Here is a 24,986-nt window from a genome sequence, read left to right as displayed (position 1 = left end):
TAAGGGGCGATGAATCGTGGAACAGTCAGAATTTTCTCAATGGGATGAACCGGTTAGTGGCTGGATTAAAGAAGCACGTGAAAATATTTTAAGGCATTTTGATCAGCGGCTTGACGTTGAGGAAAAATCCGGCCGTCGTGACCTTGTAACGCAGGTCGATAAAGAAAACGAACGCCAATTTGTTGAACACATTCGTTCGGCTGATCCAACGGCCCAAATTCTTGGTGAAGAAGGGTTGGGTGATGACGTTACCGATCTTTCTGGCCGGGTGTGGATCATTGACCCGCTGGATGGCACCATGAACTTTATTAAAGAACGCACAGACTTTGCCATCATGTTATCGTTGTATGTTGATGGTGTGGGCCAGGCGGCTTGGCTTTGTGATGTTATGGGGGACCGGTTGTTTCATGGTGGTAAAAACGTTGGTGTGTGGGTGAATGACGAGCGTTTGTCGGCACCAGAAAATCTTCCCTTGACCGAGGGACTGGCTGGATTATCAGGACCACTGGTTCAACACGATGTGAACCACATGCAAGAAATTGCCGAAACAAGTTTAGGGATGCGCATGATTGGCAGCGCTGGAATTGCCTTTACCCGGGTCCTTTTAGGCCAACACGTTTGCTACATTTCGTACCTCCGACCATGGGATTTTGCGACGGGGCGAGTTCTGGCCGAAGAGTTAGGCTTAGTTGTGTCGACAGTTGACGGCCAAACGCCGGCTGTGCTATCATATGGCGTTGTATTAGTAGCTACGAAGCAGGCGCAACAAATGATTGTTGCAATGCAAACGGCGTGATGTCGGACTGTGACATACGAGGTCACAGTTTTTTTGCGGCCTTGCGGGGCCGGTAGAGGCAGCTGCGTTTAATAAATTAATGATTTAAAAATGAAGGGAAGTTACACTTTGAAAACTAGAGACGATATTCGTAACATTGCCATCATTGCCCACGTCGACCACGGTAAGACGACGCTGGTTAATGAAATGCTGAAGCAATCAGATACACTGGATTCACATACTGAAATTGCTGATCGGGCCATGGATACGAACGCCATTGAACAAGAACGTGGGATCACGATCTTGTCAAAGAACACGGCGGTTAAGTACGGCGACAAGCAAATCAACATTTTGGACACCCCAGGACACGCGGACTTCGGTGGTGAAGTTGAGCGGGTTATGAAGATGGTTGACGGTGTGCTGTTGATTGTCGATGCCTACGAAGGAACGATGCCACAAACGCGGTTCGTGCTGAAGAAGGCCTTGGAACAACACTTAACACCAATCGTTGTTATCAACAAGGTTGACCGTGAAGGTTCACGGCCTGCTGAAGTCGTGGACGAAGTGCTTGATTTGTTCATCGAATTAGGTGCTGATGAAGAACAACTGGAATTCCCAGTGTTATATGCATCAGCCATGAACGGGACGTCATCATACAGTGACGACTTGGCTTCACAAGAACACACGATGCAACCAATCTTCGACACCATCTTGAAGACCATTCCAGCACCAATTGACAACGAAGACGAACCATTACAATTCCAAGTTGCCTTGCTGGACTACAACGATTTCGTTGGTCGGATCGGGATCGGCCGGATTTTCCGTGGGAAGATCAAGGTTGGTGACAGTGTTACCGTTATGAAGCTTGATGGAACAACGCAAAACTTCCGTGTTACGAAGTTATACGGGTTCATTGGGTTGCAACGGGTTGAAGTTAACGAAGCCAAAGCTGGTGACTTGATTGCCGTTTCAGGGATGGAAGAAATCAACGTCGGGGAAACTGTGACACCACAAGATCACCAAGAAGCATTGCCAGTTCTTCGGATCGACGAACCAACGCTGCAAATGTTATTCCGGACAAATGATTCACCATTGGCCGGCCAAGAAGGTAAGTTCGTAACGACGCGTCAACTTGAAACACGGTTGAAGCAAGAACTTCATACTGATGTTTCATTGCGTGTTGATGACACGGATGAACCAGATGCATGGATGGTTTCAGGTCGTGGGGAATTGCATTTGTCAATTCTGATCGAAACATTGCGTCGTGAAGGGTATGAATTACAAGCTTCACGTCCAGAAGTTATCTACCGTGAAATTGATGGCACAATGGAAGAACCATTTGAAGCCGTTCAAATTGACACACCAGAAGAATATGTTGGTTCAATCATCGATACGCTTTCACAACGTAAGGGTGAAATGAAGAACATGGAAAACACTGGTAACGGTCAAACACGGTTGGAATTCTTGGCCCCTTCACGTGGGCTGATTGGTTACTCCACTGAATTCTTATCAATGACGCGTGGTTACGGAATTATGAACCACACCTTTGAAAAGTACATGCCAGTAATCAAGAACTGGAACCCTGGTCGTCGGAACGGAACCTTAGTTTCAATTAACCAAGGGAAGGCCACAACTTATGCCATGATGGGTGTTGAAGATCGTGGACAGTTGTTCATCGACCCAGGTACCACTGTGTACGAAGGGATGATCGTTGGTCAAAACAGTCGTGAAAACGACATTTCGGTTAACGTTACCAAGGGTAAGAACATGACTAACGTGCGTTCTTCTAACAAGGATATGACTGCTTCAATCAAGACGCCAACACACTTGACGCTTGAAGAATCACTTGAATTCTTGAACGAAGACGAATACTGTGAAATCACACCAGAAAACGTTCGTTTGCGGAAACAAATTTTGGAAACAAACGCGCGTGAAAAGGCTGCTAAGCGTCGTAAGGCTGCTGCCCGCGACTAATTAACGGCTAAAAACCATTCGGTAAGTTCGCTTACTGAATGGTTTTTTTGTTGGTTTATTAAGAAATGTTGCGAGCTTAACACCGAGGCCACTGGTCGGGCTGGGCATATGCTATAATGTGAACAGAATTTTTTTGTGAGGAAAATGGTGTGAAAAAACTAAAGCTCGTTGATTACTACATTTTTATTCCCTACATTGTCCTGAGCCTTATTGGGATCGTCATGGTTTATTCAGCCAGTACCAACGTCGCGCTTACCACAGGGACAACCCCCAGTATGTATCTGATTAAGCAAGCAGCGTACGTTGTTATTGGCCTTGGGCTTGCCATTTTCTTTGATTTAATGCGCTTGTCCGTTTTACGGCGAATGCGACTGGTTGGATGGGCGACCATTATTATGGCCTTACTACTAGTTGCTGTGCTTGTGATTGGGTCACGAGTTAACGGGGCGAAGGGCTGGATTAATTTTGGGCCGGTGAACATTCAGCCGGAAGAATTTTTGAAGTTGTACATCATTTTGTTTTTAGCCCACTACATGGATTCGCATAAGCAGGGGCTTGAACAGCACTACTGGCGAACGATGCGCAGTCCACTAATTATGTTTGCCATTATGACCGGATTGATTTTAATTCAACCGGATACCGGTGGGTTTGCGATTGACTGGTTTATTATTTTGATCGTCATTATGGCCAGTGGAAACAAACATAATGTGCCAATGGAAATCGTGATGGGCTTTTTTGCCCTGTACATCGCGATGCTCAGTGCGTTGTCACACATTGATGTGAACAGTTCGCTGTGGACGAAACATTATCAGCTGCAACGGTTTGTTGCTTTTGTTGACCCGTTCGGGACCATCAAAACGGTGGGCCGACAGCTGGTCAACTCGTATTATGCCATTAGTAATGGTGGGTTGTTAGGTAAGGGACTGGGAAACAGTATTCAGAAAATGGGGTACTTACCAGAACCAAATACGGACTTTATTTTAGCGGTTACAAGTGAAGAACTCGGTGCCCTGGCGGTACTCGGAATTCTCTTTTTGCTTGGCATGATTGCCTACCGCGCCGTTCGTTTAGGAAACCGGGCAGAAACCATGTACGAAAGTTTAGTGTGTTACGGAATCGCTGCGTTGATCACCATCCAATCACTGTTTAACGTTGGTGGCGTTGTTGGCGCGTTGCCAATTACTGGGGTGACGCTCCCATTTGTTAGTTATGGTGGTTCATCAATGCTGATGTTATCCATGTGTATGGGGATTTTGATGAACATTTCGGCCCGGCAAAAACGGCTACGACTAAGTGACCACCAACGTGATGATCAATAAAATCAAGGGGGTTTTCCAGTGAGCGAACAACAAGAAACAACGGCAAAAAAGCCCGTAGTAAAGCGACCACGGCGGCACCGGTCTCATCGACCACGGTCGAAAGAAGCAACGCCAGAAACTAACCGCGAAGCGACAACACAAAAACCAACTAACAGTCGGCGACCGCGGCGTCGGCATAAGAAACCGACGGGCGACCGTGATGTCGCGAGTCAACCGGTTGCCTCACAGGCGGCTGATAATCAAGCCGCCACATCACAACCAGCAAAGACACAAGCGGTTAGTGCAGCGGCACCCGTGGCGCAACCGGAAACAGTTGTGCGGGCTGAGTTAGCAAATGCCTTTGTTGATCATGAACCAACGGCATTGACGCTCCAACCACGGCAGGCGCTAAGTGTCTATGTCCGTAATCTGCGCCAAGTCCGGCAGCTTCGTCGTTTTGGTGACATTGACTACGTTTCGAAAAAGCTGCATTATGCTGTGATCTACATGGACGCAGATCAGATCGAACAAAATCGGCAAGCCATTAATAAGTTGTCGTTTGTGCGGCGGGTCATGGTGAGTGAACGACCGGTGATTGATCCGTTTGTTGGTCACGGGGTTAACGCCAATTTTGTGACCCATACAGAAAATGATGGAGCGGCCGATGCTGATGATCAGACGGAGGCGGACTCATGAGAATTGTTGCAGGAGACTTCGGTGGCCGACCGTTGAGTGCGGTGCCGGGGACACTGACCCGGCCAACAACAGATAAGGTCAAGGAAGCTATGTTTAGCATGATCGGCCCATATTTTGATGGGGGCCGGGCACTTGATTTGTTTGCTGGTTCCGGTGGATTAGCGATTGAAGCTGTTTCTCGGGGAATTGATGAAGCAGTTTTGGTAGATCGCCAATATCAGGCCGTTAAAACGATTCGTGAGAACATTGCGGTAACCAAGGCGCCGGAACGCTTTACGGTGATCAAGGGCGATTCTGAGGCTGTTTTGGGCCGGCTAGCAAGTGATGGTCAGCCCTTTGACTTAATCTTGCTGGATCCGCCGTATGCAAAGCAGAAGATCATTGCTAACCTCACGTTTATGGCCGAACACGGGTTACTAAACGATGGGGCAACGGTGATTGCTGAAACGGATCAGAACGCTGGTCTTCCAGAGCAGTTTGCTGGGTTTACACAAACCCACCATAAGGATTACGGGATTACGGATGTGATGGTTTACGAATTCCACACAGAAACGGAGGCCCCCGCATGAGTGAACGAATTGCAATTTTTCCTGGTAGCTTTGACCCGCTAACAAACGGTCATTTAGACATCATTCAGCGGAGTAGTCAGCTGTTTGATCAGGTGATCGTGGCGGTGGCGACCAATACGGGAAAACGACCGTTGTTTGACTTAGCGGAGAAGCAAGCAATGATTGCCGATGTTACCGCTGATTTAGCAAACGTTCAGGTGAAGGCAATCGACGGGTTAACCATTGAATTTGCCCACGCACAACACGCGCAGTTTCTGATTCGCGGGCTTCGAAATGAGCAGGACTTCAATTTTGAACGGGACATTGCCAACATGAACAGCACGTTGGCCCCGGACGTTGAATCGGTGTTTTTGCTTGCTAAACCAGAGAATGCCCAGATTTCTTCAAGTATTTTAAAAGAAATCGCCCATTTTGGTGGGGACGTGTCCGCATTTGTTCCACCAGTAGTGTTAGCACGACTTCAACAAAAAAATAAGCAATAAACAATGGATGTTAATCGAGGTAATTGAATGAAGAAGCGACGTTTTGGCTGGTGGCTGGGTGGTGCCATCACAATTCTTGTCTTATTAGGATTACGATTTGTCCCACTTAATACGTACATCGAAACACCGGGGACTGCGGATAACCTACAGAACTTTGTGGATATGCCAACACGACCGGATAAACGAGCGGGTAAATTCATGATTACCTCTGTCTATTTGCAACGGGCAACGCCGTTAAGCTGGTTGTGGGCGCATGCTGACCCGCACGCAAGCATTGAAGACGCAGCGGATGTCACGGGTGGCCAAAGCGGTGCAACCTATGACAAGGTGCAGTCCTTTTACATGCAGAGTGCCATTAACGAAGCAATTGCAACGGCCTATAAGACGGCTGGGGCTTCGTACACCAAAAAATATTTAGGGATTTATGTATTGGATGTGGCGAAGTCTTCACACTTTAAGAAGCAAATTAGTGTGGGCGATACGGTGACAAAGGTTGATGGCGTGCACTATGATTCTGCCAGCGGCTACCAAAAGGCCCTGGCTAACCGGAAACCAACGGACAAGGTGACCGTGACCTACGTGCATAATGGCAAAACAAAGACGGCACGGGAGCAACTCATTAAGTTGCCTGGTGGTCGTTCAGGCATTGGGATCACCCTGACTGATAACGTCAAGGTCACTACTAAGGTTCCAGTAGAAGTGAATCCGGGTGAAATTGGTGGCCCTTCTGGTGGACTGATGTTTAGTCTTCAGATTTACCAACAACTGACTAATGAAAACTTACGGCATGGTCGAAAAATTGCTGGAACGGGGACTATCGGTGCTGATGGTTCTGTTGGTGAAATTGGCGGGATCGATAAAAAAATCGTTGCCGCACATAATGCCGGCGCAACGGTGTTCTTCGCACCGTACGTTAAGCCAACAAAAGCGCTGCTGAAGTACGAACCGGATCACATGACGAACTATCAGTTAGCAAAGAAGACGGCGAAAAAGTATGCCCCCGGGATGAAAGTGGTTCCGGTGAGTTCCTTTAAAGACGCTGTTCATTATTTACAAACACACCACTAATCAGTGATAAGCTGAGGACAAAACGCATGGTCGCAGGCCGTGCGTTTTTTTATTGGTTTAAAAAACAAAGTGCGTTTATTTCCGTATGTCAGTGTATGGGACTGAAAGATGGAAGGAGCAGACAAGATGATGGATTGGCAAGGGGCACTTAAAACAGCTTGGCGTGACTACCGGTGGTGGTTACTGGGTGGCTTAACAACACTCATTGTTGTTGGAATCGTTGGAACGATAATGACGGTTAAAATGGGGGCGGTGACTCAGCCGGCGTTAACGGCGACGGCTGCGTCACGGCCAAAGGCAACGTCAATGCACCAATCAGTAAATGAGGCTTCTCACCGCTCACCTCAACCATCAGCGACAACCGTTGCGGTTGAGGTGAAGGGCGCGGTGAATCATCCGGGAGTCATTCATTTAGCGGCGCAACAACGGATCGTTGATGTGATTGCACAGGCAGGGGGCTTTCGTCACGACGCGGACATCAATCGGGTGAACCAAGCGCAACGTGTTGCGGATCAGCTGGTTATCTATGTCCCAATGCAGGGTGAAACGGTGCCGACGGATTTAGCAACCGCGGTGAATGGGACGGCGAACGCGGGAACAACCAGTGCGGTGCCAGCGCAGGAATCCGGTAATGGTGGTACGGCGTCGCTGAATTTGAATCGTGCAACGAAGGATCAACTGATGGGGTTAACCGGTGTGGGTGAGAAAAAGGCTCAGAAAATTATTGATTATCGAACAGCACACGGTGAGTTTAAAACACTGGACGACCTGACGAAGGTGCCAGGGTTTGGGGCAAAGACGGTTCAAACGTTAAAATCACATTTGTGCTTGTCGTAAACTACAGAATGGCTTAGGCTTAATGCAACCAAAAGAGGAGGCTAACGAAATGACAGCAACAAAGCGGGTTCCATGGGATCAGTATTTCATGATGCAGGCGGTGCTATTAGCAAGTCGAAGCACCTGTCAGCGCCTTTCCGTTGGCGCGGTCTTAGTGCGTGATAAACGGGTCATTGCGGGTGGCTATAATGGATCGGTGTCCGGTGATGATCATTGTGTGGATGTGGGGGATTATTTAGTTGACGGGCACTGTCTACGAACCATTCACGCCGAAATGAATGCGGTCTTGCAGTGCGCCAAGTTTGGGATTGCAACGGCTGGGGCAGAAATTTACGTGACGGATTTTCCGTGTCTACAGTGCACCAAGATGTTGCTTCAGGCTGGCATTACAAAAATTAACTACTTACGGAACTACCATAATGATCCGTACGCAATGCACCTGGTGGCTTTAAAACAAATTGAAGTGACTCAGGTTCGATTACCTGAGGACGGCCTGACTGATTTTCATGTTAGTGATTTCTTGCAATCCGATGCCACAAAAGCACCAACTGAACAATAGTGCGGCGGCCACCGCTGATTTTCTTAGCCATTCTATTGGGGTTATTGAGTGGCCTTGTTTTTCTCCATTCGTGGTGGTGCCTTGCCGGGTGCGTGTATTTATGCGTTCGGTGCTGTTTCTTGGGGCATCCGGGTAAACAAGTCATTTGGCTTTTTATCGTGGGAAGTTTCGGGACAGGGTGGTTTGTGTGGTGCAACCATCACTACCATGCACAACAGTGGTGTACTGAACAGGTTCGTCAGGTACAAGTCCGTGTTCAGCCGGATAGTGTTCAGGTAAGCGGTGACCAGTTGAAAGCACTTGGCAGAACGGCCACTGGCCACGTTATTCAACTTTTTGGTCGGTTATCGTCAGCGGGACAGGCGCAAAAAATGACCCGGTTACGACGACCGACTGTGTGGACAGTCACTGGGACCAATCAACTCGTTGCCGGTCCGCGGAACAAAAATCAGTTTGACGGGCGGCGGTGGCTGCAAAGCAAAGGAGTGCATGACCAGCTTCGGATCACAAAATGGACCGTCAATGATGATAATCACGGTTCACCGTGGCAGTGGCTCAGTGATCGGCCCCATATTTTGCGGGCACAACTGCTCCAACGGTTTGAACGGTTACCACTAACATTGAGAATGGATGCGGATAATTTACTGTTGGGGGCCACTGCACAATCATTTTACGAGGTACAACCAGGAATCAAAGAACTCGGATTGGTTCACCTCTTTAGTATTTCAGGAATGCACGTGGTGTACTTACTCGGACTGTGCCGGCTATTACTTACCTTAGCTGGTGTGACGCGGGAAACAACAAACCTTATTTTAGCGGCCTTATTGCCCGGCTACGTGGTGGTCGCGGGCGGTGCCAGCACATTAGTTCGGGCGGTACTAATTGGTGAATTGAGCGTCTTGATGCCCTTTGTGCAACAGCGGTGGCCAAACAGCTCAGTGAGTGGGTTGACGGCATGGTCGTGGTCGTTAATTGGTGGGTTATTATTCCAACCACTAGTCTTGACGACGCTCGGTGGCCAATTGAGCTATCTGCTCGCGTTTATCTTGCTTTATGTTCGGGCACAAAAAAGATGGTGGCAGACGTGGCTCATGAACTTAGCAAGTTTACCGCTATTACTGCACAGTCTTTTTCAAATTCACGTCCTGAGTACACCGGCTAACTTCTTATTGATTCCGGTCTTTAGCTACGTTGTTTTTCCGCTAGTGTTGATTGGTGTTGGGGTGGGCACGTGGTGGCCACTAATTGCGCAAGGATGTAACACTGGACTAACGTGGTTTGGTGCATTAACAAACTGGCTAGGGAGTCTGCCAGGACTATTGACGATCGGTCGATGGCCAACAATCCTGACCTGGCTATGCTTACTACTAACACTGATACGGGTTGACCAAACAACGTGGCGGGGGCGGCGCCGATATTTACGGTTATTATGTTGTTGCTACGGGTTAGGAATGGTCGCATTGCACTATCCGCTGGATGGCGAAGTGAGTTTTCTTGATATCGGGCAGGGCGATAGCATTTTAGTTCGGACGCCGTTTAATCGGCACGTATCACTCATTGATACCGGCGGGCACCTGACATTTCGAAAGCCTCAGTGGGCCCAATGTGAAACCGGTTCTGCGACGGTGACACGGGTGACGGTTAATTACCTTCACAGTCGGGGGATTACCACGATTGATGACGTTAATTGTAGTCATCAAGATGCAGACCATATCGGCGATGTTGGCGTGCTGTTACAACAAATGCGGGTCAAACGGCTAACAATTCCGGCCGGCATGCGCATGTCGCGTGGCTTTCAAACAAAAATTGCCCCATATCTCGGTCGAACGACAGTGCTTGAACTGACGGCAGGGCAACACATTCCGAATTTTCCGTTTACCGTGTATCATCCCTTTCATGCAGGGACTGGTGAAAATGCAGATTCGGTGGTTTTAGGAACGATCCAGCAAGGAACCCGCTTTCTGTTTATGGGCGACCTGGATCGCGCTGGTGAACGTCAGGTGATCGAACAGTACCCAACCCTTCAAACGGATGTCCTTAAAGTGGGGCATCACGGTAGCGATACCGCAAGCGATCCTGAATTTATTACCCATGTGCGGCCAAAGTTCGGTATAATTTCTGCAGGACGAAAAAATCGGTATGGTCATCCCAAAGCACAAACGCTAATGACACTCGCCAATCATCATGTTACAGCGGTTAGTACGGCAGATGTTGGTATGATCAGTTATACATATTTATGGTGGGAACGGGTGGGTCACTGGCAAACAATGCTACCAGTGACGACACCACAGGCAGGATCGCCGTAAGCAAATTAGGTAAGGAGTGGTGAAAATAGATGGATGTTCAAGCATTAAAAAAGGCGTTACTAAACGGCGATAAGCAACCACTGTACCTTGTGTTAGGAACGGAAAATTACTTACTAAACGAAGTTCGGGATGCGTTTAAGGCGGTGATTCCGGCTGAGCAAGCTGAAATGAACGTCGGCAGTTATGATATGGAGCAAACCCCAGTTGCGGTTGCATTAGATGATGCGATGTCGATGCCGTTTTTCGGTGATCACCGGCTGGTACTGATCGATAAGCCCGGGTTTTTAACCGGCGAAACAAGCCGGAGCAAGGTGGATCATGATTTAGATGCGTTACTACATTACATTCAACATCCAGAGCCAACGACTATTTTTGTAATAATGGCCCCGTATGAAAAACTGGACGGGCGTAAAAAAATCGTGAAAGTTTTGAAAAAAGCTGCCGTTACGATCGAAACGGCTCCGCTCACGGAACAAGCGGCCCGCCAAGCAGTGATTGATCAGGCGGCAACAGATCAATACCAATTGGCGGATGACGCGCTCAATTTACTGGTTCAGCGAACGAATGCGGATTTATCGTTAATGATGAGTAACTTGACCAAGCTGGAGCTCTTTGCGGTTCAAAGTAAGGTGATCGACCGTGAAGCAGTAAGCGGGTTGGTTCCCCAATCATTGGCGGACAATGTTTTTGACCTTGTGACGGCGGTGTTGAAGCGCCAGGTTCCAACAGCGGTCATGCTGTATCATGATTTGCTGGCAACGGGGGAGGAACCGCTACGGATCAATGCCGTTCTCGTGGGTCAATTCCGGCTACTCTTGCAGGTAAAGGTGTTAGCTAGTCGAGGACTCAGTCAGGGAACGTTAGCGGGCCAACTAAAGGTGCATCCGTACCGGGTCAAATTGGCAATGCAAAGTAACCATCAATTTTCTCAGCGTGATCTCAGTCGGGCGTTTCTTGGGTTAATTAACATCGAGACCCAGTTGAAGCAAAGCCGGCAGGATCCAGAGCTACTGTTTAATCTGTTTATGCTGAAATTTACAAATCAGGCAGCGTAAAAAGACAAATACCAAAAAAAACGACTGTTTGCCCAGAAAAGTTTGGGTGAACAGTCGCTTTATATTTTGTGCATGTGGTTCAAAGCGGAGCTTAACACACGCTTTTTAACAAAAGAAAAACGTCATTTCCAAAGAAATGACGTTGCTTGAATGCTTATTTAGCTAAACGAGCAGCAAGACGTGACTTGTCACGTGAGGCCTTGTTCTTCTTGATCAAACCCTTTGAGTAGGCGTGGTCGATCGCTGCACTAGCTGAACGGTACAAGTCTTCAAGGTTGTCTGCACCTGCAGTAACGGCCTTTTCAAACTTTTTAACTGCAGTCCGTTCTTCGCTCAATTGAGCAACACGACGTGCATTAGCGATTTCGTTAGTCTTCACACGCGCAATGGCTGATTTAGTAACTGGCATTAATTTCACCTCCGAAGCGTCTGACCCATGTCAAACAAATTTCAACAGTCATCATTATACAAGAGGGCGCGAAGCTTTGCAATAATTAAATCAAGACGCGTCAAGGAAATTTACTTGACCCCCAATTGGTTATAAAAGGACTGTTTTGTCTTGCAATTGCGATATCAGTTGGCTAAACTAGGACAAGTGCTAATGCACGACCCTTACTTAGTCGCTTGCCACCACTTGGCGACGACTCGGTATGTGGTGACAAAAATCGAAAGGTGGATATTATCCATGGCTATTACACAAGCAGAAAAGAACCAAATTATGACAGAATACGCTCGTCACGAAGGTGACACGGGTTCTGCTGAAGTTCAAATCGCAGTTTTGACTGCTGACATCAACCAATTGAACGCGCACCTGCAAGTGCACACTCACGACTACCACTCACAACGTGGTTTGTTGAAGAAGATTGGTCACCGTCGTAACTTACTGCGTTACCTGCGTGACACGGATATTGAACGTTACCGGACGTTGATCCAAAAGTTAGGTCTTCGTCGGTAATCACAGATCGACCGAAGTGTGTGAAGAAGGACGGTTCCCGTTTGGGAGCCGTCCTTTTTGCGTTTCCTTAGCAGGGGCGTGGCGCTGTGATTGGTTTTTACCGGTGAGTATGCTAAGCTAACACTAATTGATTATCCAGACAAAATTTTCAAAGTGATCACCAATGTTTTGTGGAGTTGCCGCTCCGTTAGACACGTCCAACTGTTCAATAGCGACGTGAGGCTGTTTACGTACTGTAAATCCCGGATTAACCAGCGTTTACACTATAGATAAACCGAAGAAACACGGCGAGATCACTTTGTCCATACTATTATGAGGTGAACAACGTGAGTGATCAAATTAGAATTATGCCGTTTGGTGGTGTTCGCGAAAACGGTAAAAACATGTACGCATTGGAAGTTAATGAGGATATTTTTATCCTCGATTGTGGGCTAAAGTACCCAGAAAATGAATTGTTAGGGATCGATGTCGTTATTCCTGACTGGACATACTTGCGTGAACACGCAGACCAGATTGTGGGGGTCTTTTTAACCCATGGTCATGCGGATGCCATTGGCGCATTACCATACTTTGTCAGTGAGTTTAACGTGCCCGTTTTTGGGTCCAAGTTAACCATCGAACTGGCTAAGCTAAATGTTGAAAACGATCCTCAGTCGAAGAAGTTTACTGATTTCCACATTGTGGATGCTGACACAGAAATCGACTTTGGACTAGAAACCGTGTCCTTTTTCAAGACAACCCATAGCATTCCTGAATCATTAGGGATCGTTGTGAAAACGCCGCTGGGACAAGTGGTTTACACAGGGGACTTTAAGTTCGATCAAACGGCTGCACCGTATTACCAAACAGATCTTGCGCGATTGGGTGAAATTGGGAAAAACGGTGTTGTGGCGTTATTAAGTGACTCAGCTGGTGCCGAGATTTACGGGCAGGCGGCCACAGAAAACGCCATTGAAACTTTAGTTCATGATAAGTTTGCAGGCCATCATGGCCGCATCATCGTGGCGAGTGTTGCCTCAAACATTTTACGGATTCAACAGATTTTTGACGCAGCCGCAGCGACAGAACGCAAGGTTGTGTTGATGGGCCATGATTTGGAAAAAATTGTTCGGACGGCCATGCGACTCGGTCGGCTAGAATTACCAACGCCAGATCTGTTGGTTAACCCAAAGAACATGGATAGCCTTGCACCAGAACAAACCGTCATTTTGGAGACGGGGCGGATGGGTGAACCAATCAAGGCGTTGCAGCGGATGGCAACTGGTGAAGATCGTCAAGTGAAGATTGGCGAAGGCGATTTTGTCTTCATTACAACGACCCCATCACATGCGATGGAAACGACGATGGCAAAGACACGGGACCTCATTTTCCGGACGGGTGCGCACGTTGAGGCCATTTCTGACAATTTACCATCTTCAGGTCACGGGACCCCAGCCGATTTGCAGTTAATGTTGAACTTTATGCACCCTGAATACTTAGTTCCCATTCAGGGGGAATACCGGGTCTTAAACCGGCACGCTAAATTAGCCATGGAAACAGGGATTCCTGCTGACCACATTTTCTTAACGCAGCGGGGCGACTCACTGGTTTACGATGGTGAAACGCCAATGCACCTTGCAGAAAGTGTTGAAGTCGGAAATACCATGATTGACGGTATCGGTGTGGGTGACATCGGAAACATTGTGCTTCGTGACCGGAAAATTCTTTCGGAAGACGGGATTTTTATTGCGGTCGTGACCATTGATCGGAAGAAAAAACGGATCGTAGCGCAGCCAAAGATCACGTCACGTGGCTTTGTTTACGTGAAGGCCAACCGCGACCTGATGCATGAAGCAAGCGAATTAGTGACAAAGGCCGTTCAAAACAACTTGGATAACAAGGAATTTGATTGGGGCCACTTGAAGCAAGATGTTCGCGAACAGCTTGGTCGTTATCTATTTGACCAAACGAAGCGCCATCCAGTGATTTTACCGGTCATCATGGAAGTTAATCAGCACGCCCACCATGGCCGCGCAAAACGAGGCACAAAGAAGCCAACTGAACAGGAGTAACAGCAAATGTCGGAAGACGCATTGACCAGTCGCCAACGTGAAATTGTCGCCAACGCTAAACAAGCGTTTAATGACGAAGATTACGCGCAGGCGGCTTCTTTGTTAGAAAAATTATATGAAGAAGTGCAGTTGCCTGAGGTGAACCACTTGCTGGTTCAGGCACTGTACATGCACGAAGAATATTCACGAGCTCGGATGTATGCCGGAGAATTTTTAAATAGTTATTTAGGGACCGCGGCCGATTGGCGATTTTTGCTAACGCTGTTGCTTCGTGTGCACGACTTTATTTTGGCGCATGAGGTTACAGCAGGGATTCATGAATCAACGTTAAGAATCGAAAGTGAAACCTTGATCGAAGGGGCTGAACAAGCGGCCCGGACCGAAACGGCGGCCACAATAAAGACAGTCGCTAAACACTTCTATCACATGAGCGATGATTCAGTCTTAGAACAACAACACCGGTTTCAAGCGGCGATGAAATTACCGTTAGCGGAGTTCGAAACGGGGGCAAAGTTTTTACTCCTTGATCCGTACCTGCACCCGTTATATCGTGCCAGCATTTTAGAAGTGCTCCAGCGCGTTCAACTTGATGAGCCAGTTTCTTATCGCTGGCTTGATGAAAAAACGCATGAAGTGGTGCCAGCGCAACTAACACCGCTGGACGATGACGCCATCTATCAGCAAGTCCAAAAAAAGTTGCAGGATCGATTGGTTGATGAAGATCCTGTTGCTGAAACATTATTAACGCAAGAGGTCCGGTTACAGTTAACGCTTGTTTATCCACGCCTAAACGACGTTGTCACAGATCCTGATGAGTGGGTCACAGGTTTAATTGAAATTTATCGTGGCGATGATCAAACGGTCAGTGAAAGTGTTTCAAACTGGCAACGACGCCTGGAACAATTGACCGCTGAACTTGTTGCTAATGATGATTAAATCCCGTTACTTATGTCGATTTCATTAAGCTGATGCAAAATTTTCGGGGTTATGTGTTTACAAACAAACGAGCAGTATATATAATACTTAAGGATTCTTGGGCTGAAACAGTGAAAAATCAATGTTTTTCACTTTGTTATCAACTAGGGATGTAGTATACTATTTTATAAAGATTTGTCAGGGCGCACCTGACATTCTTCTATCACACACTGGAGGTTTTCATTTTGGCTAAAGAACATTATGAAAGAACTAAGCCCCACGTTAACATTGGTACTATCGGCCACGTTGACCATGGGAAGACTACTTTAACTGCTGCTATTACTAAGGTATTGGCAGCCAAGGGTTTGGCTAAGGAACAAGATTATTCTTCAATCGATGCTGCCCCTGAAGAACGTGAACGTGGAATTACGATCAACACTGCCCACGTTGAATACGAAACTGAAAAGCGTCACTATGCTCATATCGACGCCCCAGGACACGCGGACTACGTTAAGAACATGATCACTGGTGCTGCTCAGATGGATGGTGCAATCTTGGTTGTTGCCGCTACTGATGGCCCAATGCCACAAACACGTGAACACATTCTGTTAGCTCGCCAAGTTGGTGTTAACTACATCGTTGTGTTCTTGAACAAGACTGACTTAGTTGACGATGACGAATTGGTTGACCTGGTTGAAATGGAAGTTCGGGAATTACTTTCTGAATACGATTTCCCTGGTGACGATATTCCAGTTCTGCGCGGTTCAGCTTTGAAGGCTCTTGAAGGCGACGAAGAACAAGAAAAGGTTATCTTGCACTTGATGGACGTTGTTGATGAATACATCCCAACACCAGACCGTGACACTGACAAGCCTTTCTTGATGCCTGTTGAAGACGTATTTACGATCACTGGTCGTGGTACTGTTGCTTCAGGTCGTATCGACCGTGGGACTGTTAAGGTTGGGGACGAAGTTTCAATCGTTGGTTTGAAGGAAGACATCCAAAAGACAACGGTTACTGGTCTTGAAATGTTCCGTAAGACACTTGACTTAGGTGAAGCCGGTGACAACATCGGTGCCTTGCTTCGTGGGATTGACCGCGACCAAGTTGTCCGTGGACAAGTTCTTGCTGCACCTGGTTCAATCCAGACGCACAAGAAGTTCAAGGGTGAAGTCTACATCTTATCAAAGGACGAAGGTGGTCGTCATACACCATTCTTCTCAAACTACCGTCCACAATTCTACTTCCACACCACTGATATCACTGGTGTTATTGAATTGCCTGATGGCGTAGAAATGGTTATGCCTGGTGATAACGTAACGTTCACTGTTGAACTGATCGAACCAGCTGCCATTGAAAAGGGTACTAAGTTCACTGTTCGTGAAGGTGGACACACTGTTGGTGCCGGTGTTGTTTCAGAAATCGACGACTAATTTTAGCCTTGGCTAAATTAGTGGTTGCCTGAGATAGCAATCACGAGTGCTTGGCCATTTTGGTCAAGCACTTTTTATTTACCAAAAGTAAATCAATCCGGGCAGGTGGAAGACTTTTTCCCCGTGTTTATTTACTTTCGGACAGGCATACGTTAAACTGTTAAACGTATGCAATTTAACAGAAGTGCGTGAACAGCGTGACTTCAACTGGAGGAATTTTTAAATGGTCGCTAAAGCAGAATTTGCTAAAAAAGAAGGCAACCAAGGCGAATTGACATTCTCAATCGCTAACGAAACGATCCAACAAGGTATGGATCAAGCCTTCACTAACACTCGGAAACAACTGAACATCCCTGGTTTCCGTAAGGGCAAGGTTCCCCGTGCTATCTTTAACCAGATGTACGGTGAGGAATCATTGTATAACGATGCGTTGAACATCGTGTTACCAGAAGCCTACTCAAAGGCCGTTGAAGAAGCTGGCATTACACCAGTTGATCAACCACAAATCGACGTTAAGAGCATGGAAAAGGGCTCTGACTGGGTTTTGAAGGCCGTTGTAACGCTTGCCCCAGAAATCAAGTTGGGCGACTACAAGGGTGTTTCAGTTCCTAAGCAATCAACAACAGTTACAGCAAAGCAAGTTACTGAAGAACTTGAAAAGATGCGTGAACAACAAGCTGAATTGGTTCTTAAAGAAGACAAGGCTGCTGAAAACGGTGACACAGTTGTTATCGATTTTGATGGTTCTGTTGACGGTAACCACTTTGATGGTGGTAAGGCTGATAACTACAGTTTGGAATTGGGTTCTAACTCCTTTATTCCTGGTTTTGAAGATCAGTTGGTTGGTCACAAGGCGGATGAAGACGTTCAAGTTAACGTTACGTTCCCTAAGGACTACCAAGCTAGTGATTTAGCTGGTAAGGAAGCCATCTTTGATGTTAAGATCCACGAAGTAAAGACTAAGGAACTGCCTGAAATGGACGATGAATTCGCCAAGGACGTTGACGAAGATGTTGACAGTCTTGAAGAATTACAAGCCAAGACAAAAGACCGTTTGAAGGAAGAAAAGAAGACGGCTGCTCATGATGCTGTTGAAGACGCTGCGATTAACGCTGCTGTTGACAACGCTGAAGTCGTTGGTGGTGACATTCCTGCAGCCATGGTTGATGAAGACATTCACCGTCAGATGGATCAATACTTGGCTCAAATGGCTCAACAAGGGATCAACCCTGAAACATACTACCAGATCACTGGGACGACGGAAGACGACTTGCACAAGCAATTTGCTCCTGACGCAGAACGTCGCGTTAAGACAAACCTTGTTCTGGAAGCCATCGTTGATGCTGAAAACTTGGCTGCAACGGATGAAGACGTTGATGCTGAAGTTAAAAACTTGGCTGGTCAATACAACATGGAAGAATCAGCTGTTCGTTCAGCTTTGACTGACGACATGTTGAAGCATGACATCGCCATCAAGAAGGCCGTTGACCTGATTGCTGACAATGCTAAGCAAGAAGCAAAGAAATCAACTAAAAAGAGTGACGAAAAGTAGTCACATTTTTTAATTAACGGTTTGAAAAATGAGTGACCAGCGATGGTGGCTCATTTTTTATCGGTCAAGTTTTGACCCAAGCATAATTGCGCGGTGCGTGTTACAATAGCCTCCGGAATTAATTGAGGCGGGACTAAGCAAGTCATTAGGGCTTTATTTAGAAACCTGCTATGATATTCGTAGTCTAAATCCTCGCCGCGCGAGGATCAATTGAGTAAAGAGAGTGAGGGTGCTAATGATAGATGAGACAGATCCAAATGGCCCTGTAACCTGTTCTTTTTGTGGAAAGTCACAAGATCAGGTGAAGAAGATTGTGGCGGGCCCTGGCGTATACATTTGTAATGAATGTATCGACCTCTGTAAAGAAATCATTGATGAAGAATTTGCTGAAGATACGGCTAGTCAAGTCCTAGATGTACCAACACCAGCGGAAATCGTTAAGACGTTGGACCAGTACGTCATTGGTCAAAGTGAAGCAAAACGGACGCTGTCAGTGGCCGTTTATAACCACTACAAACGAATCAACGACTTATCGGCCACAACTGACGATGACAACGATGCTGAATTGCAAAAGAGTAATATCAGCATCATTGGCCCAACTGGTTCTGGGAAGACATACTTAGCCCAGAGTTTAGCAAAGATCTTGAATGTTCCATTCGCAATCGCCGATGCAACCACGTTGACTGAAGCTGGTTACGTTGGTGAAGACGTTGAAAACATTTTATTGAAGCTGTTACAAAACGCCGATTACGATGTTGAACGTGCTGAACACGGAATTGTGTACATTGATGAAATCGATAAGATTGCTAAGAAGAGCGAAAACGTGTCAATTACGCGTGACGTGTCTGGTGAAGGGGTCCAACAAGCGCTGCTGAAGATCCTCGAAGGAACGATTGCGAATGTGCCACCGCAGGGCGGTCGGAAACATCCACAGCAAGAGTTCATTCAGATTGATACAACCAATGTGCTGTTTATCGTTGGTGGTGCGTTTGATGGCATTGAAACCATCGTTAAGAACCGGATGGGTGAAAAGACCATTGGTTTTGGTACAGATTCTGTCAATCAACCAAACGTTGCTGAAATGACCGATAAGGACATCATGCAACACGTGATTCCAGAAGACCTCTTAGAATTTGGGTTAATCCCTGAATTTATCGGCCGGTTACCAATTTTAACCGCGTTGGAAAAGTTGGACGAATCCGATCTTGTTCGGATTTTAACCGAACCAAAGAACGCACTGGTTAAACAGTACACGAAGCTGATTGGGTTGGATGATGTGAAACTTGACTTCACGCGGCCTGCGTTACGTGAAATGGCGAAAAAAGCGATTGCCAGAGATACTGGTGCTCGTGGATTACGGTCCATCATGGAAGAAGTCATGCGTGATATCATGTTTGATTTGCCAAGCCGTGATGATGTTGAAAAGGTTGTTATTACTAAGGAGACGGTTACGTCAAACGCCGAACCTGAGTTAATTTTAAAAACTGAAAAAGCATCATAAACGGATCAAGCATTAATGAATTCAAAAAACGGCCACAGCATTTGTGGCCGTTTTTTTTATGGCTGGATCTGTTTGAAAAATTGCGACATGGCGCATAACGGGTGATCGTGATGATGCTTATGTTGAGGGAATCTTGTGATGATTAGAAAAATGTTAGTGAAGTGAACCGCTAATTTAGTGGCGGCTATGCTATGATAGAAGCATTGAAATCGAGGAGGTTGTCGGCATGGAAGTTCATGAGGTTAAATTAACCATTAGTGCCGTGGCACCAAAGCAGTATCCAGATGGGGATCTGCCGGAAATTGCGTTGGCAGGACGGTCAAACGTGGGGAAGTCATCCCTGATCAACACGCTGATTAACCGAAAGGCGTATGCACGCACATCAAGTCAGCCAGGGAAGACACAAACACTTAATTTTTATAAAGTGGAAAATCAACTGTTCTTCGTGGATGTTCCTGGTTATGGGTTTGCGAAGGTGTCAAAAAAGGCGCGGGAAGAGTTTGGTCAAATGATCGAAACCTATTTGACCTCCCGGCCTCAGCTACGCGGTGTCGTTCAATTGATTGATGCACGCCATGAGCCATCAGACGATGACATCAGCATGCATGAATGGTTGGCCTATTACGACATCCCGTTGCTGGTTGTCGCAACGAAGTCTGATAAAATTGCGCGCGGAAAATGGAATCAAGCGGAGAGCCGGATCCGCAAGGGCCTTAACATGGCACCGGATGAACCATACATTCAGTTTTCTTCTGAAACCAAACAGGGGAAGGACGCTGTTTGGCAATGGTTAGAACAGCAGTCGGGGTTGAATGAAGGGAAGTAGGAACCATGGAATTTAACGAGTATCAAAAGGAAGCTAAACGCACGTTGTTTGGTAACGAACAGGTCTTAACAAACATCACCTTGGGGGTTGCTAATGAGGCGGGCCAGGTTGTTGATTTGGTGCAACGCTATACATTCCAGGGCCGACCGCTCGATAAAGAAAAGTTGACCCATGAACTGGGCGATACGCTATGGTATCTATCTCAGATTGCTGAATGGGCAAACATCGATTTTGAAGCTGTTGCTAAACAGAATCTCGATGAATTAAACGAACGCTACCCAGACCCGCAGCACGCCAAGTGGGAATAGCACAAAAAAACTCAGGTGAATGATCACCTGAGTTTTTTTGTGCTATTTTATTGGTTATTTGTTTGCTCGTCAGACTTGGTGGCCTTTTTTGGCGTCTCATCCTTGATGTGTTCACGTTTAAGCGGTGTTTTGCTAGGATCCTTCAGATCATCTGGTTCAATCGCGAATTGATCAAACAACTTATCGAGATCATCTTGGCGTTTATAGGTTAAGCCCATGAGTGTGCCTCCTTTCCCTTTATCAACTGCGGTAATTGTAGCAGAAATTGACCGAAAACGGAAATTTCGCAATTTATATGCAAAAACACGGTATTTTAATCACTTTATATGAATAAAACAAACTTATTCTAAATATTTCTTGCATATTATTTCAAACAATCGTATACTCATTTACATTGTTAAAGAGATAAGGGGAGAACAAGATGAAAAAAACAGTCAGTTGGCTATTATTAGTTCTTACCGTATTGGTAACGCTTGGCTTGACACACACGACCAGCCATGCCGAAACGACCGCTACGGATCATTATTTGAGTGACGTCAAGGCAAAGGGGGAACTGGTCGTTGGAACCAGTCCAGATTTCCCGCCCTATGAGTTTATCAAGAACGTCAATGGTAAGTCAGAAGTTGTGGGGATGGACATCGATATCGCTAAAAAAGTGGCGCACGATATGGGCGTTAAGTTAGTGATTAAGCGGATGGACTTTGATTCACTCCTGGTTGCTTTGCAAACTGGGAAGGTCGACATGGTCATTGCTGGGATGAGCAAGACGCCAAAACGGGCCAAGAGTGTTGATTTCAGTAACGTGTACTATAAAGCGGGTGAAGACCTTGTCATTAAGAAGGCCGACGCAAAGAAGATCAAGAGCTATCGTGACCTTGCTAACCAGTCGATTGGGGCCCAAACAGGTTCAATTCAATACAACTTGGTTAAGGGTCAGGCAACAAAATCAACGTTGAAGGGAATGGACAAGGATACCGACCTCATCTTGGCCCTTCAAACCAATAAGATCAGTGCAATCGCACTGGACCAACCAACGGCGGAAGCCTATGCGAAAAACACTCAGGGGCTGGTTGCCATTAATGCCGGCTTTAAGGATGAAGGCGCTCAAGGGTCAGCCATTGCCTTTCCAAAGGGCGCACAATCCATGGTTGATTCAGCCAATAAGTCCATTGCAGACATCAACGCGCACCATTTGATCCAAAAGCAGTACCTTCCTGACGCAGGGAAGTACCTGTCGAACGGAACATCGAAATCTGCGAAGGCGGCCAACTCCATGTGGGCTTACAAGGACTTCTTCGTTGCCGGAATTGGTTATACCTTAATGATTTCAGCCGTCTCCGTTGTTCTTGGCTTTTTACTTGGGGTGTTATTAGCACTCATGCGGTTGAGTAAAAACAAAGTTGCCAATGGGATTGCGGTTAGTTACATCGAGTTCGTTCGGGGAACACCGTTAATGGTGCAAATCCTGTTCATCTACTTTGGTCTTGGTGTGGTTGTGAACATTCCGGCACTACTTTCCGGGATCATCGCTGTTTCGCTGAATTCCGGGGCCTACGTTGCCGAAGTGATCCGGTCAGGGATCAACTCACTGCCGATCGGTCAAACGGAAGCAGCCCGCTCATTAGGGCTCTCACGGGGGTTAACCATGCGCCACGTGATCTTGCCACAAGCCATGAAGAATATTTGGCCAGCATTGGGGAACGAATTCGTTTCTCTGATCAAGGAAAGCTCAATTGTCTCGATCATCGGGGTTAAGGATTTGATTTATCAATCGCGGATCGTTCAGGCAGATACGTATCGGGGCGTAATGCCACTGGTCATTACGATGATTTTATACTTCATTATGACGTTTGGGTTGTCACGGTTGATGAAGTTCTTTGAAGGGAGAATGTCACATGAATAACGAAACAACGCCAGTGCTGGCGGTCAATCATTTAAAAAAGGTCTTTGCTAAAAACGAAGTGTTGAAGGACATCACCGAACAGGTGCATAACGGACAGGTGATCTGTCTGATCGGCCCTTCTGGTGCCGGGAAGAGTACGTTTTTACGGTGTTTAAACTTACTGGATAAACCCACGTCAGGAGAGGTGCTTTTTGAAGGCAACGACCTGACGAAGATGGATGATAAGCACTTGGATAAACTCCGGGAAGACATGGGCATGGTGTTTCAAAGCTTTAACCTGTTTCCTCATAAAACGGTGATCGAAAACATCAAGTTAGCGCCAATGAAGGTAAAAAACGTTGATGAGGCGACGGCCACTGCGACGGCACAACAACTGCTCGACCAAGTGGGACTGGCTGATAAGGCGGATGCTTACCCAACGAGCTTGTCTGGCGGACAACAACAACGGGTTGCCATTGCTCGGGCGCTTGCGATGAACCCAAAGGTGATGCTGTTTGATGAACCAACCTCAGCGCTGGACCCTGAAATGGTCGGAGAAGTTTTAAAAGTCATGCAGGATCTAGCTCACGATGGGATGACGATGGTTGTGGTCACTCATGAAATGGGCTTTGCCAGAAACGTTGCGGACAAAGTGTGGTTTATGGCCGACGGGTACATTCAAGAATCAGCAACGCCAAGTGATTTCTTTGATCATCCAAAAACGGATCGGGCGAAGGACTTTTTGGCGAAGGTCTTAGAAGCGTAACGGTTAGACAATAGGGCGGGGGTTTCGAAATGGAAGCAGCGGCAGCACTAAAAATTTTAACGGATTTAATTGCAATTCCTTCTGTCAATGATCACGAAGCACAGGTTGCTGATTATCTGGCAGGCCTGTTTGCGGGAGCACCGGTTCAGATCGACCGGGTCACCTATGCACCAGGGCGTGATAATTTAGTGGTGACAATTGGCGATAAGGGGCCGCTCCTTGGCTTTTCTGGGCATGAAGATGTTGTGGCTGCTGGTGACGAAGCAGATTGGCGTTTTCCACCGTTTTCTGGAACCGTAAGTGATGATAATGTGTACGGGCGGGGTGCCAGTGACATGAAGGCGGGGTTAGCAGCGCAGGTTGTGGCCATGCTTGATTTACTGGCAACTGGTGAACCGTTACCTGGCCGCATCCGGTTACTGGCTTCGGTTGGTGAAGAAACTGGTGAATACGGCGCGGCCCAGTTAACGGCCGCCGGCTTCGCGAATGATTTGGACGGCCTCGTGATTGGTGAACCCAGTGGTTTTGACGTGAAGGTAACCCATAAGGGCGTTATTGATTATAAAGTGACTTCCGTGGGGAAGGGCGCCCATTCATCACGTCCTGACCAGGGGGTCAACGCGATCACACCACTGTTGACGTTTGCTGAACGTGTTCAAACGGTCATGGATAACCATCAAAAGACGGACCCCGTCTTAGGTGGCCTAACCCACGTCATCAGTCAGATCCAGGGTGGGGAACAGGTTAATTCTGTCCCGGCACGCGCTTGGCTAACTGGGAACATTCGGACGATTCCGGCCTATCCAAACGACGAGATAATGGCAGAGTTGGAAGACATCGTCGCAGACCTAAATGCGGCGGGCGCAACGTTAGGAATCAGTTATCAATATCCAGAACTGCCGTTACCGAGTCAGGCAGACACCGCGTTGGCACAGTTAGCGGTGACGGTGTTAGACGAGGACTTTAACCACCATGCTGCATTGGCAGCGGGGACTGGTGCCACGGATGCCTCAGAGTACGTCAAGGTGGCGCACTTACCGATTATCATTGTGGGGCCAGCCGATGGTGCAACGGATCATCAGGTCAACGAACATGTCGCGGTGGCAGATTACCTCCTTGGTTGCCGATTTTACCGAATCCTTGCCGAACGATTCTGGGCGCAAACTGCAAAGTAGCGT

General features: G+C 47.1%; 24 protein-coding genes. 22 read left to right on the top strand and 2 right to left on the bottom strand.

Annotated elements, in window-relative coordinates; translation table 11 throughout:
- The first annotated feature begins 16 nt into the window (after positions 1 to 16).
- The 11 genes from ACRYI5_RS08660 (at position 17) to holA (ending at position 11,619) form a co-directional block, all read left to right on the top strand.
- Positions 17 to 796, top strand: coding sequence for an inositol monophosphatase family protein (locus tag ACRYI5_RS08660; RefSeq protein ID WP_448224995.1), 780 nt, complete (start codon positions 17 to 19; stop codon positions 794 to 796).
- Positions 797 to 904: 108 nt separating this feature from the next.
- Positions 905 to 2,749 carry a translational GTPase TypA gene (gene typA, locus ACRYI5_RS08655; RefSeq protein WP_407878776.1) on the top strand — a complete coding sequence of 615 codons (1,845 nt, stop codon included), beginning with the start codon at positions 905 to 907 and terminating at the stop codon, positions 2,747 to 2,749.
- Between the two features lie 149 nt (positions 2,750 to 2,898).
- On the top strand, positions 2,899 to 4,068 hold the full coding sequence (locus ACRYI5_RS08650) for an FtsW/RodA/SpoVE family cell cycle protein (protein ID WP_407878774.1): 1,170 nt from the start codon (positions 2,899 to 2,901) through the stop codon (positions 4,066 to 4,068).
- 18 nt (positions 4,069 to 4,086) lie between these two features.
- Positions 4,087 to 4,743, top strand: a complete 657-nt coding sequence (locus tag ACRYI5_RS08645) for a YlbG family protein (RefSeq protein WP_448224994.1) — start codon at positions 4,087 to 4,089, stop codon at positions 4,741 to 4,743.
- The gene (gene rsmD, locus ACRYI5_RS08640; RefSeq protein ID WP_407878770.1) at positions 4,740 to 5,312 is read left to right on the top strand and encodes a 16S rRNA (guanine(966)-N(2))-methyltransferase RsmD; all 573 of its coding nucleotides are present in this window, start codon (positions 4,740 to 4,742) and stop codon (positions 5,310 to 5,312) included. Before ACRYI5_RS08645 ends, rsmD begins: the two co-directional genes overlap by 4 nt.
- Positions 5,309 to 5,794 carry a pantetheine-phosphate adenylyltransferase gene (gene coaD / locus ACRYI5_RS08635; RefSeq protein WP_448224993.1) on the top strand — a complete coding sequence of 162 codons (486 nt, stop codon included), beginning with the start codon at positions 5,309 to 5,311 and terminating at the stop codon, positions 5,792 to 5,794. The genes rsmD and coaD overlap by 4 nt, the downstream gene beginning before the upstream one ends.
- Positions 5,795 to 5,821: 27 nt before the next feature.
- Positions 5,822 to 6,862: a SepM family pheromone-processing serine protease gene (locus ACRYI5_RS08630; protein ID WP_407878767.1), complete on the top strand. Its 1,041-nt coding sequence runs from the start codon at positions 5,822 to 5,824 to the stop codon at positions 6,860 to 6,862.
- A gap of 126 nt (positions 6,863 to 6,988) precedes the next feature.
- A complete protein-coding gene (locus ACRYI5_RS08625) occupies positions 6,989 to 7,699 on the top strand; it encodes a helix-hairpin-helix domain-containing protein (RefSeq protein ID WP_448224992.1) in 711 nt (236 codons plus the stop codon).
- Positions 7,700 to 7,748: 49 nt separating this feature from the next.
- Positions 7,749 to 8,258 carry a ComE operon protein 2 gene (locus ACRYI5_RS08620; RefSeq protein ID WP_448224991.1) on the top strand — a complete coding sequence of 170 codons (510 nt, stop codon included), beginning with the start codon at positions 7,749 to 7,751 and terminating at the stop codon, positions 8,256 to 8,258.
- On the top strand, positions 8,258 to 10,564 hold the full coding sequence (locus tag ACRYI5_RS08615) for a DNA internalization-related competence protein ComEC/Rec2 (RefSeq protein ID WP_448224990.1): 2,307 nt from the start codon (positions 8,258 to 8,260) through the stop codon (positions 10,562 to 10,564). Before ACRYI5_RS08620 ends, ACRYI5_RS08615 begins: the two co-directional genes overlap by 1 nt.
- 29 nt (positions 10,565 to 10,593) lie before the next feature.
- Positions 10,594 to 11,619, top strand: coding sequence for a DNA polymerase III subunit delta (gene holA / locus ACRYI5_RS08610; protein WP_448224989.1), 1,026 nt, complete (start codon positions 10,594 to 10,596; stop codon positions 11,617 to 11,619).
- Positions 11,620 to 11,773: 154 nt separating this feature from the next.
- On the opposite strand, the gene rpsT is transcribed toward holA, so the two are convergent.
- Positions 11,774 to 12,028, bottom strand: coding sequence for a 30S ribosomal protein S20 (gene rpsT / locus ACRYI5_RS08605; protein ID WP_407878760.1), 255 nt, complete (start codon positions 12,026 to 12,028; stop codon positions 11,774 to 11,776).
- A gap of 276 nt (positions 12,029 to 12,304) precedes the next feature.
- Between rpsT and rpsO the strand changes: the two genes are divergently transcribed.
- The 8 genes from rpsO (at position 12,305) to ACRYI5_RS08565 (ending at position 21,160) form a co-directional block, all read left to right on the top strand.
- Complete coding sequence (gene rpsO, locus ACRYI5_RS08600) at positions 12,305 to 12,574, top strand: 30S ribosomal protein S15 (protein ID WP_407878759.1); 270 nt, start codon at positions 12,305 to 12,307, stop codon at positions 12,572 to 12,574.
- Positions 12,575 to 12,900: 326 nt separating this feature from the next.
- Positions 12,901 to 14,625, top strand: a complete 1,725-nt coding sequence (locus tag ACRYI5_RS08595; protein ID WP_448224988.1) for a ribonuclease J — start codon at positions 12,901 to 12,903, stop codon at positions 14,623 to 14,625.
- A 6-nt stretch (positions 14,626 to 14,631) separates the two neighbouring features.
- Entirely contained in the window at positions 14,632 to 15,561 is a 930-nt protein-coding gene (locus tag ACRYI5_RS08590) for a hypothetical protein (protein WP_448224987.1), read from the top strand.
- A 221-nt stretch (positions 15,562 to 15,782) separates the two neighbouring features.
- Positions 15,783 to 16,973, top strand: coding sequence for an elongation factor Tu (gene tuf, locus ACRYI5_RS08585; RefSeq protein ID WP_407878944.1), 1,191 nt, complete (start codon positions 15,783 to 15,785; stop codon positions 16,971 to 16,973).
- 223 nt (positions 16,974 to 17,196) lie between these two features.
- On the top strand, positions 17,197 to 18,525 hold the full coding sequence (gene tig / locus ACRYI5_RS08580; protein WP_407878753.1) for a trigger factor: 1,329 nt from the start codon (positions 17,197 to 17,199) through the stop codon (positions 18,523 to 18,525).
- Positions 18,526 to 18,760: 235 nt separating this feature from the next.
- Positions 18,761 to 20,026 (top strand): ATP-dependent Clp protease ATP-binding subunit ClpX, encoded by a 1,266-nt coding sequence (clpX, locus tag ACRYI5_RS08575; RefSeq protein WP_407878751.1) that lies wholly within the window; start codon positions 18,761 to 18,763, stop codon positions 20,024 to 20,026.
- Between the two features lie 226 nt (positions 20,027 to 20,252).
- Positions 20,253 to 20,852, top strand: coding sequence for a ribosome biogenesis GTP-binding protein YihA/YsxC (gene yihA, locus ACRYI5_RS08570; protein ID WP_407878749.1), 600 nt, complete (start codon positions 20,253 to 20,255; stop codon positions 20,850 to 20,852).
- 5 nt (positions 20,853 to 20,857) lie between these two features.
- Positions 20,858 to 21,160 (top strand): nucleoside triphosphate pyrophosphohydrolase family protein, encoded by a 303-nt coding sequence (locus tag ACRYI5_RS08565; protein WP_407878747.1) that lies wholly within the window; start codon positions 20,858 to 20,860, stop codon positions 21,158 to 21,160.
- Between the two features lie 47 nt (positions 21,161 to 21,207).
- On the opposite strand, the gene ACRYI5_RS08560 is transcribed toward ACRYI5_RS08565, so the two are convergent.
- Positions 21,208 to 21,378 (bottom strand): SPJ_0845 family protein, encoded by a 171-nt coding sequence (locus ACRYI5_RS08560; RefSeq protein ID WP_407878745.1) that lies wholly within the window; start codon positions 21,376 to 21,378, stop codon positions 21,208 to 21,210.
- A gap of 203 nt (positions 21,379 to 21,581) precedes the next feature.
- Here ACRYI5_RS08560 and ACRYI5_RS08555 point away from each other — a divergent pair, with 203 nt between their 5' ends.
- The 3 genes from ACRYI5_RS08555 to ACRYI5_RS08545 are packed head-to-tail and all read left to right on the top strand — an operon-like array spanning position 21,582 to position 24,983.
- Positions 21,582 to 23,063 (top strand): ABC transporter substrate-binding protein/permease, encoded by a 1,482-nt coding sequence (locus ACRYI5_RS08555; protein WP_448224986.1) that lies wholly within the window; start codon positions 21,582 to 21,584, stop codon positions 23,061 to 23,063.
- Complete coding sequence (locus ACRYI5_RS08550) at positions 23,056 to 23,808, top strand: amino acid ABC transporter ATP-binding protein (RefSeq protein ID WP_448224985.1); 753 nt, start codon at positions 23,056 to 23,058, stop codon at positions 23,806 to 23,808. Before ACRYI5_RS08555 ends, ACRYI5_RS08550 begins: the two co-directional genes overlap by 8 nt.
- A gap of 29 nt (positions 23,809 to 23,837) precedes the next feature.
- On the top strand, positions 23,838 to 24,983 hold the full coding sequence (locus ACRYI5_RS08545; protein WP_448224984.1) for an ArgE/DapE family deacylase: 1,146 nt from the start codon (positions 23,838 to 23,840) through the stop codon (positions 24,981 to 24,983).
- The last annotated feature ends 3 nt before the right edge of the window (positions 24,984 to 24,986 follow it).

The sequence above is a fragment of the Furfurilactobacillus sp. WILCCON 0119 genome, assembly GCF_053471565.1.
The sequence above is the reverse complement of the archived record's forward strand: the minus strand, read 5'-3'. Positions and strand labels throughout refer to the sequence as shown.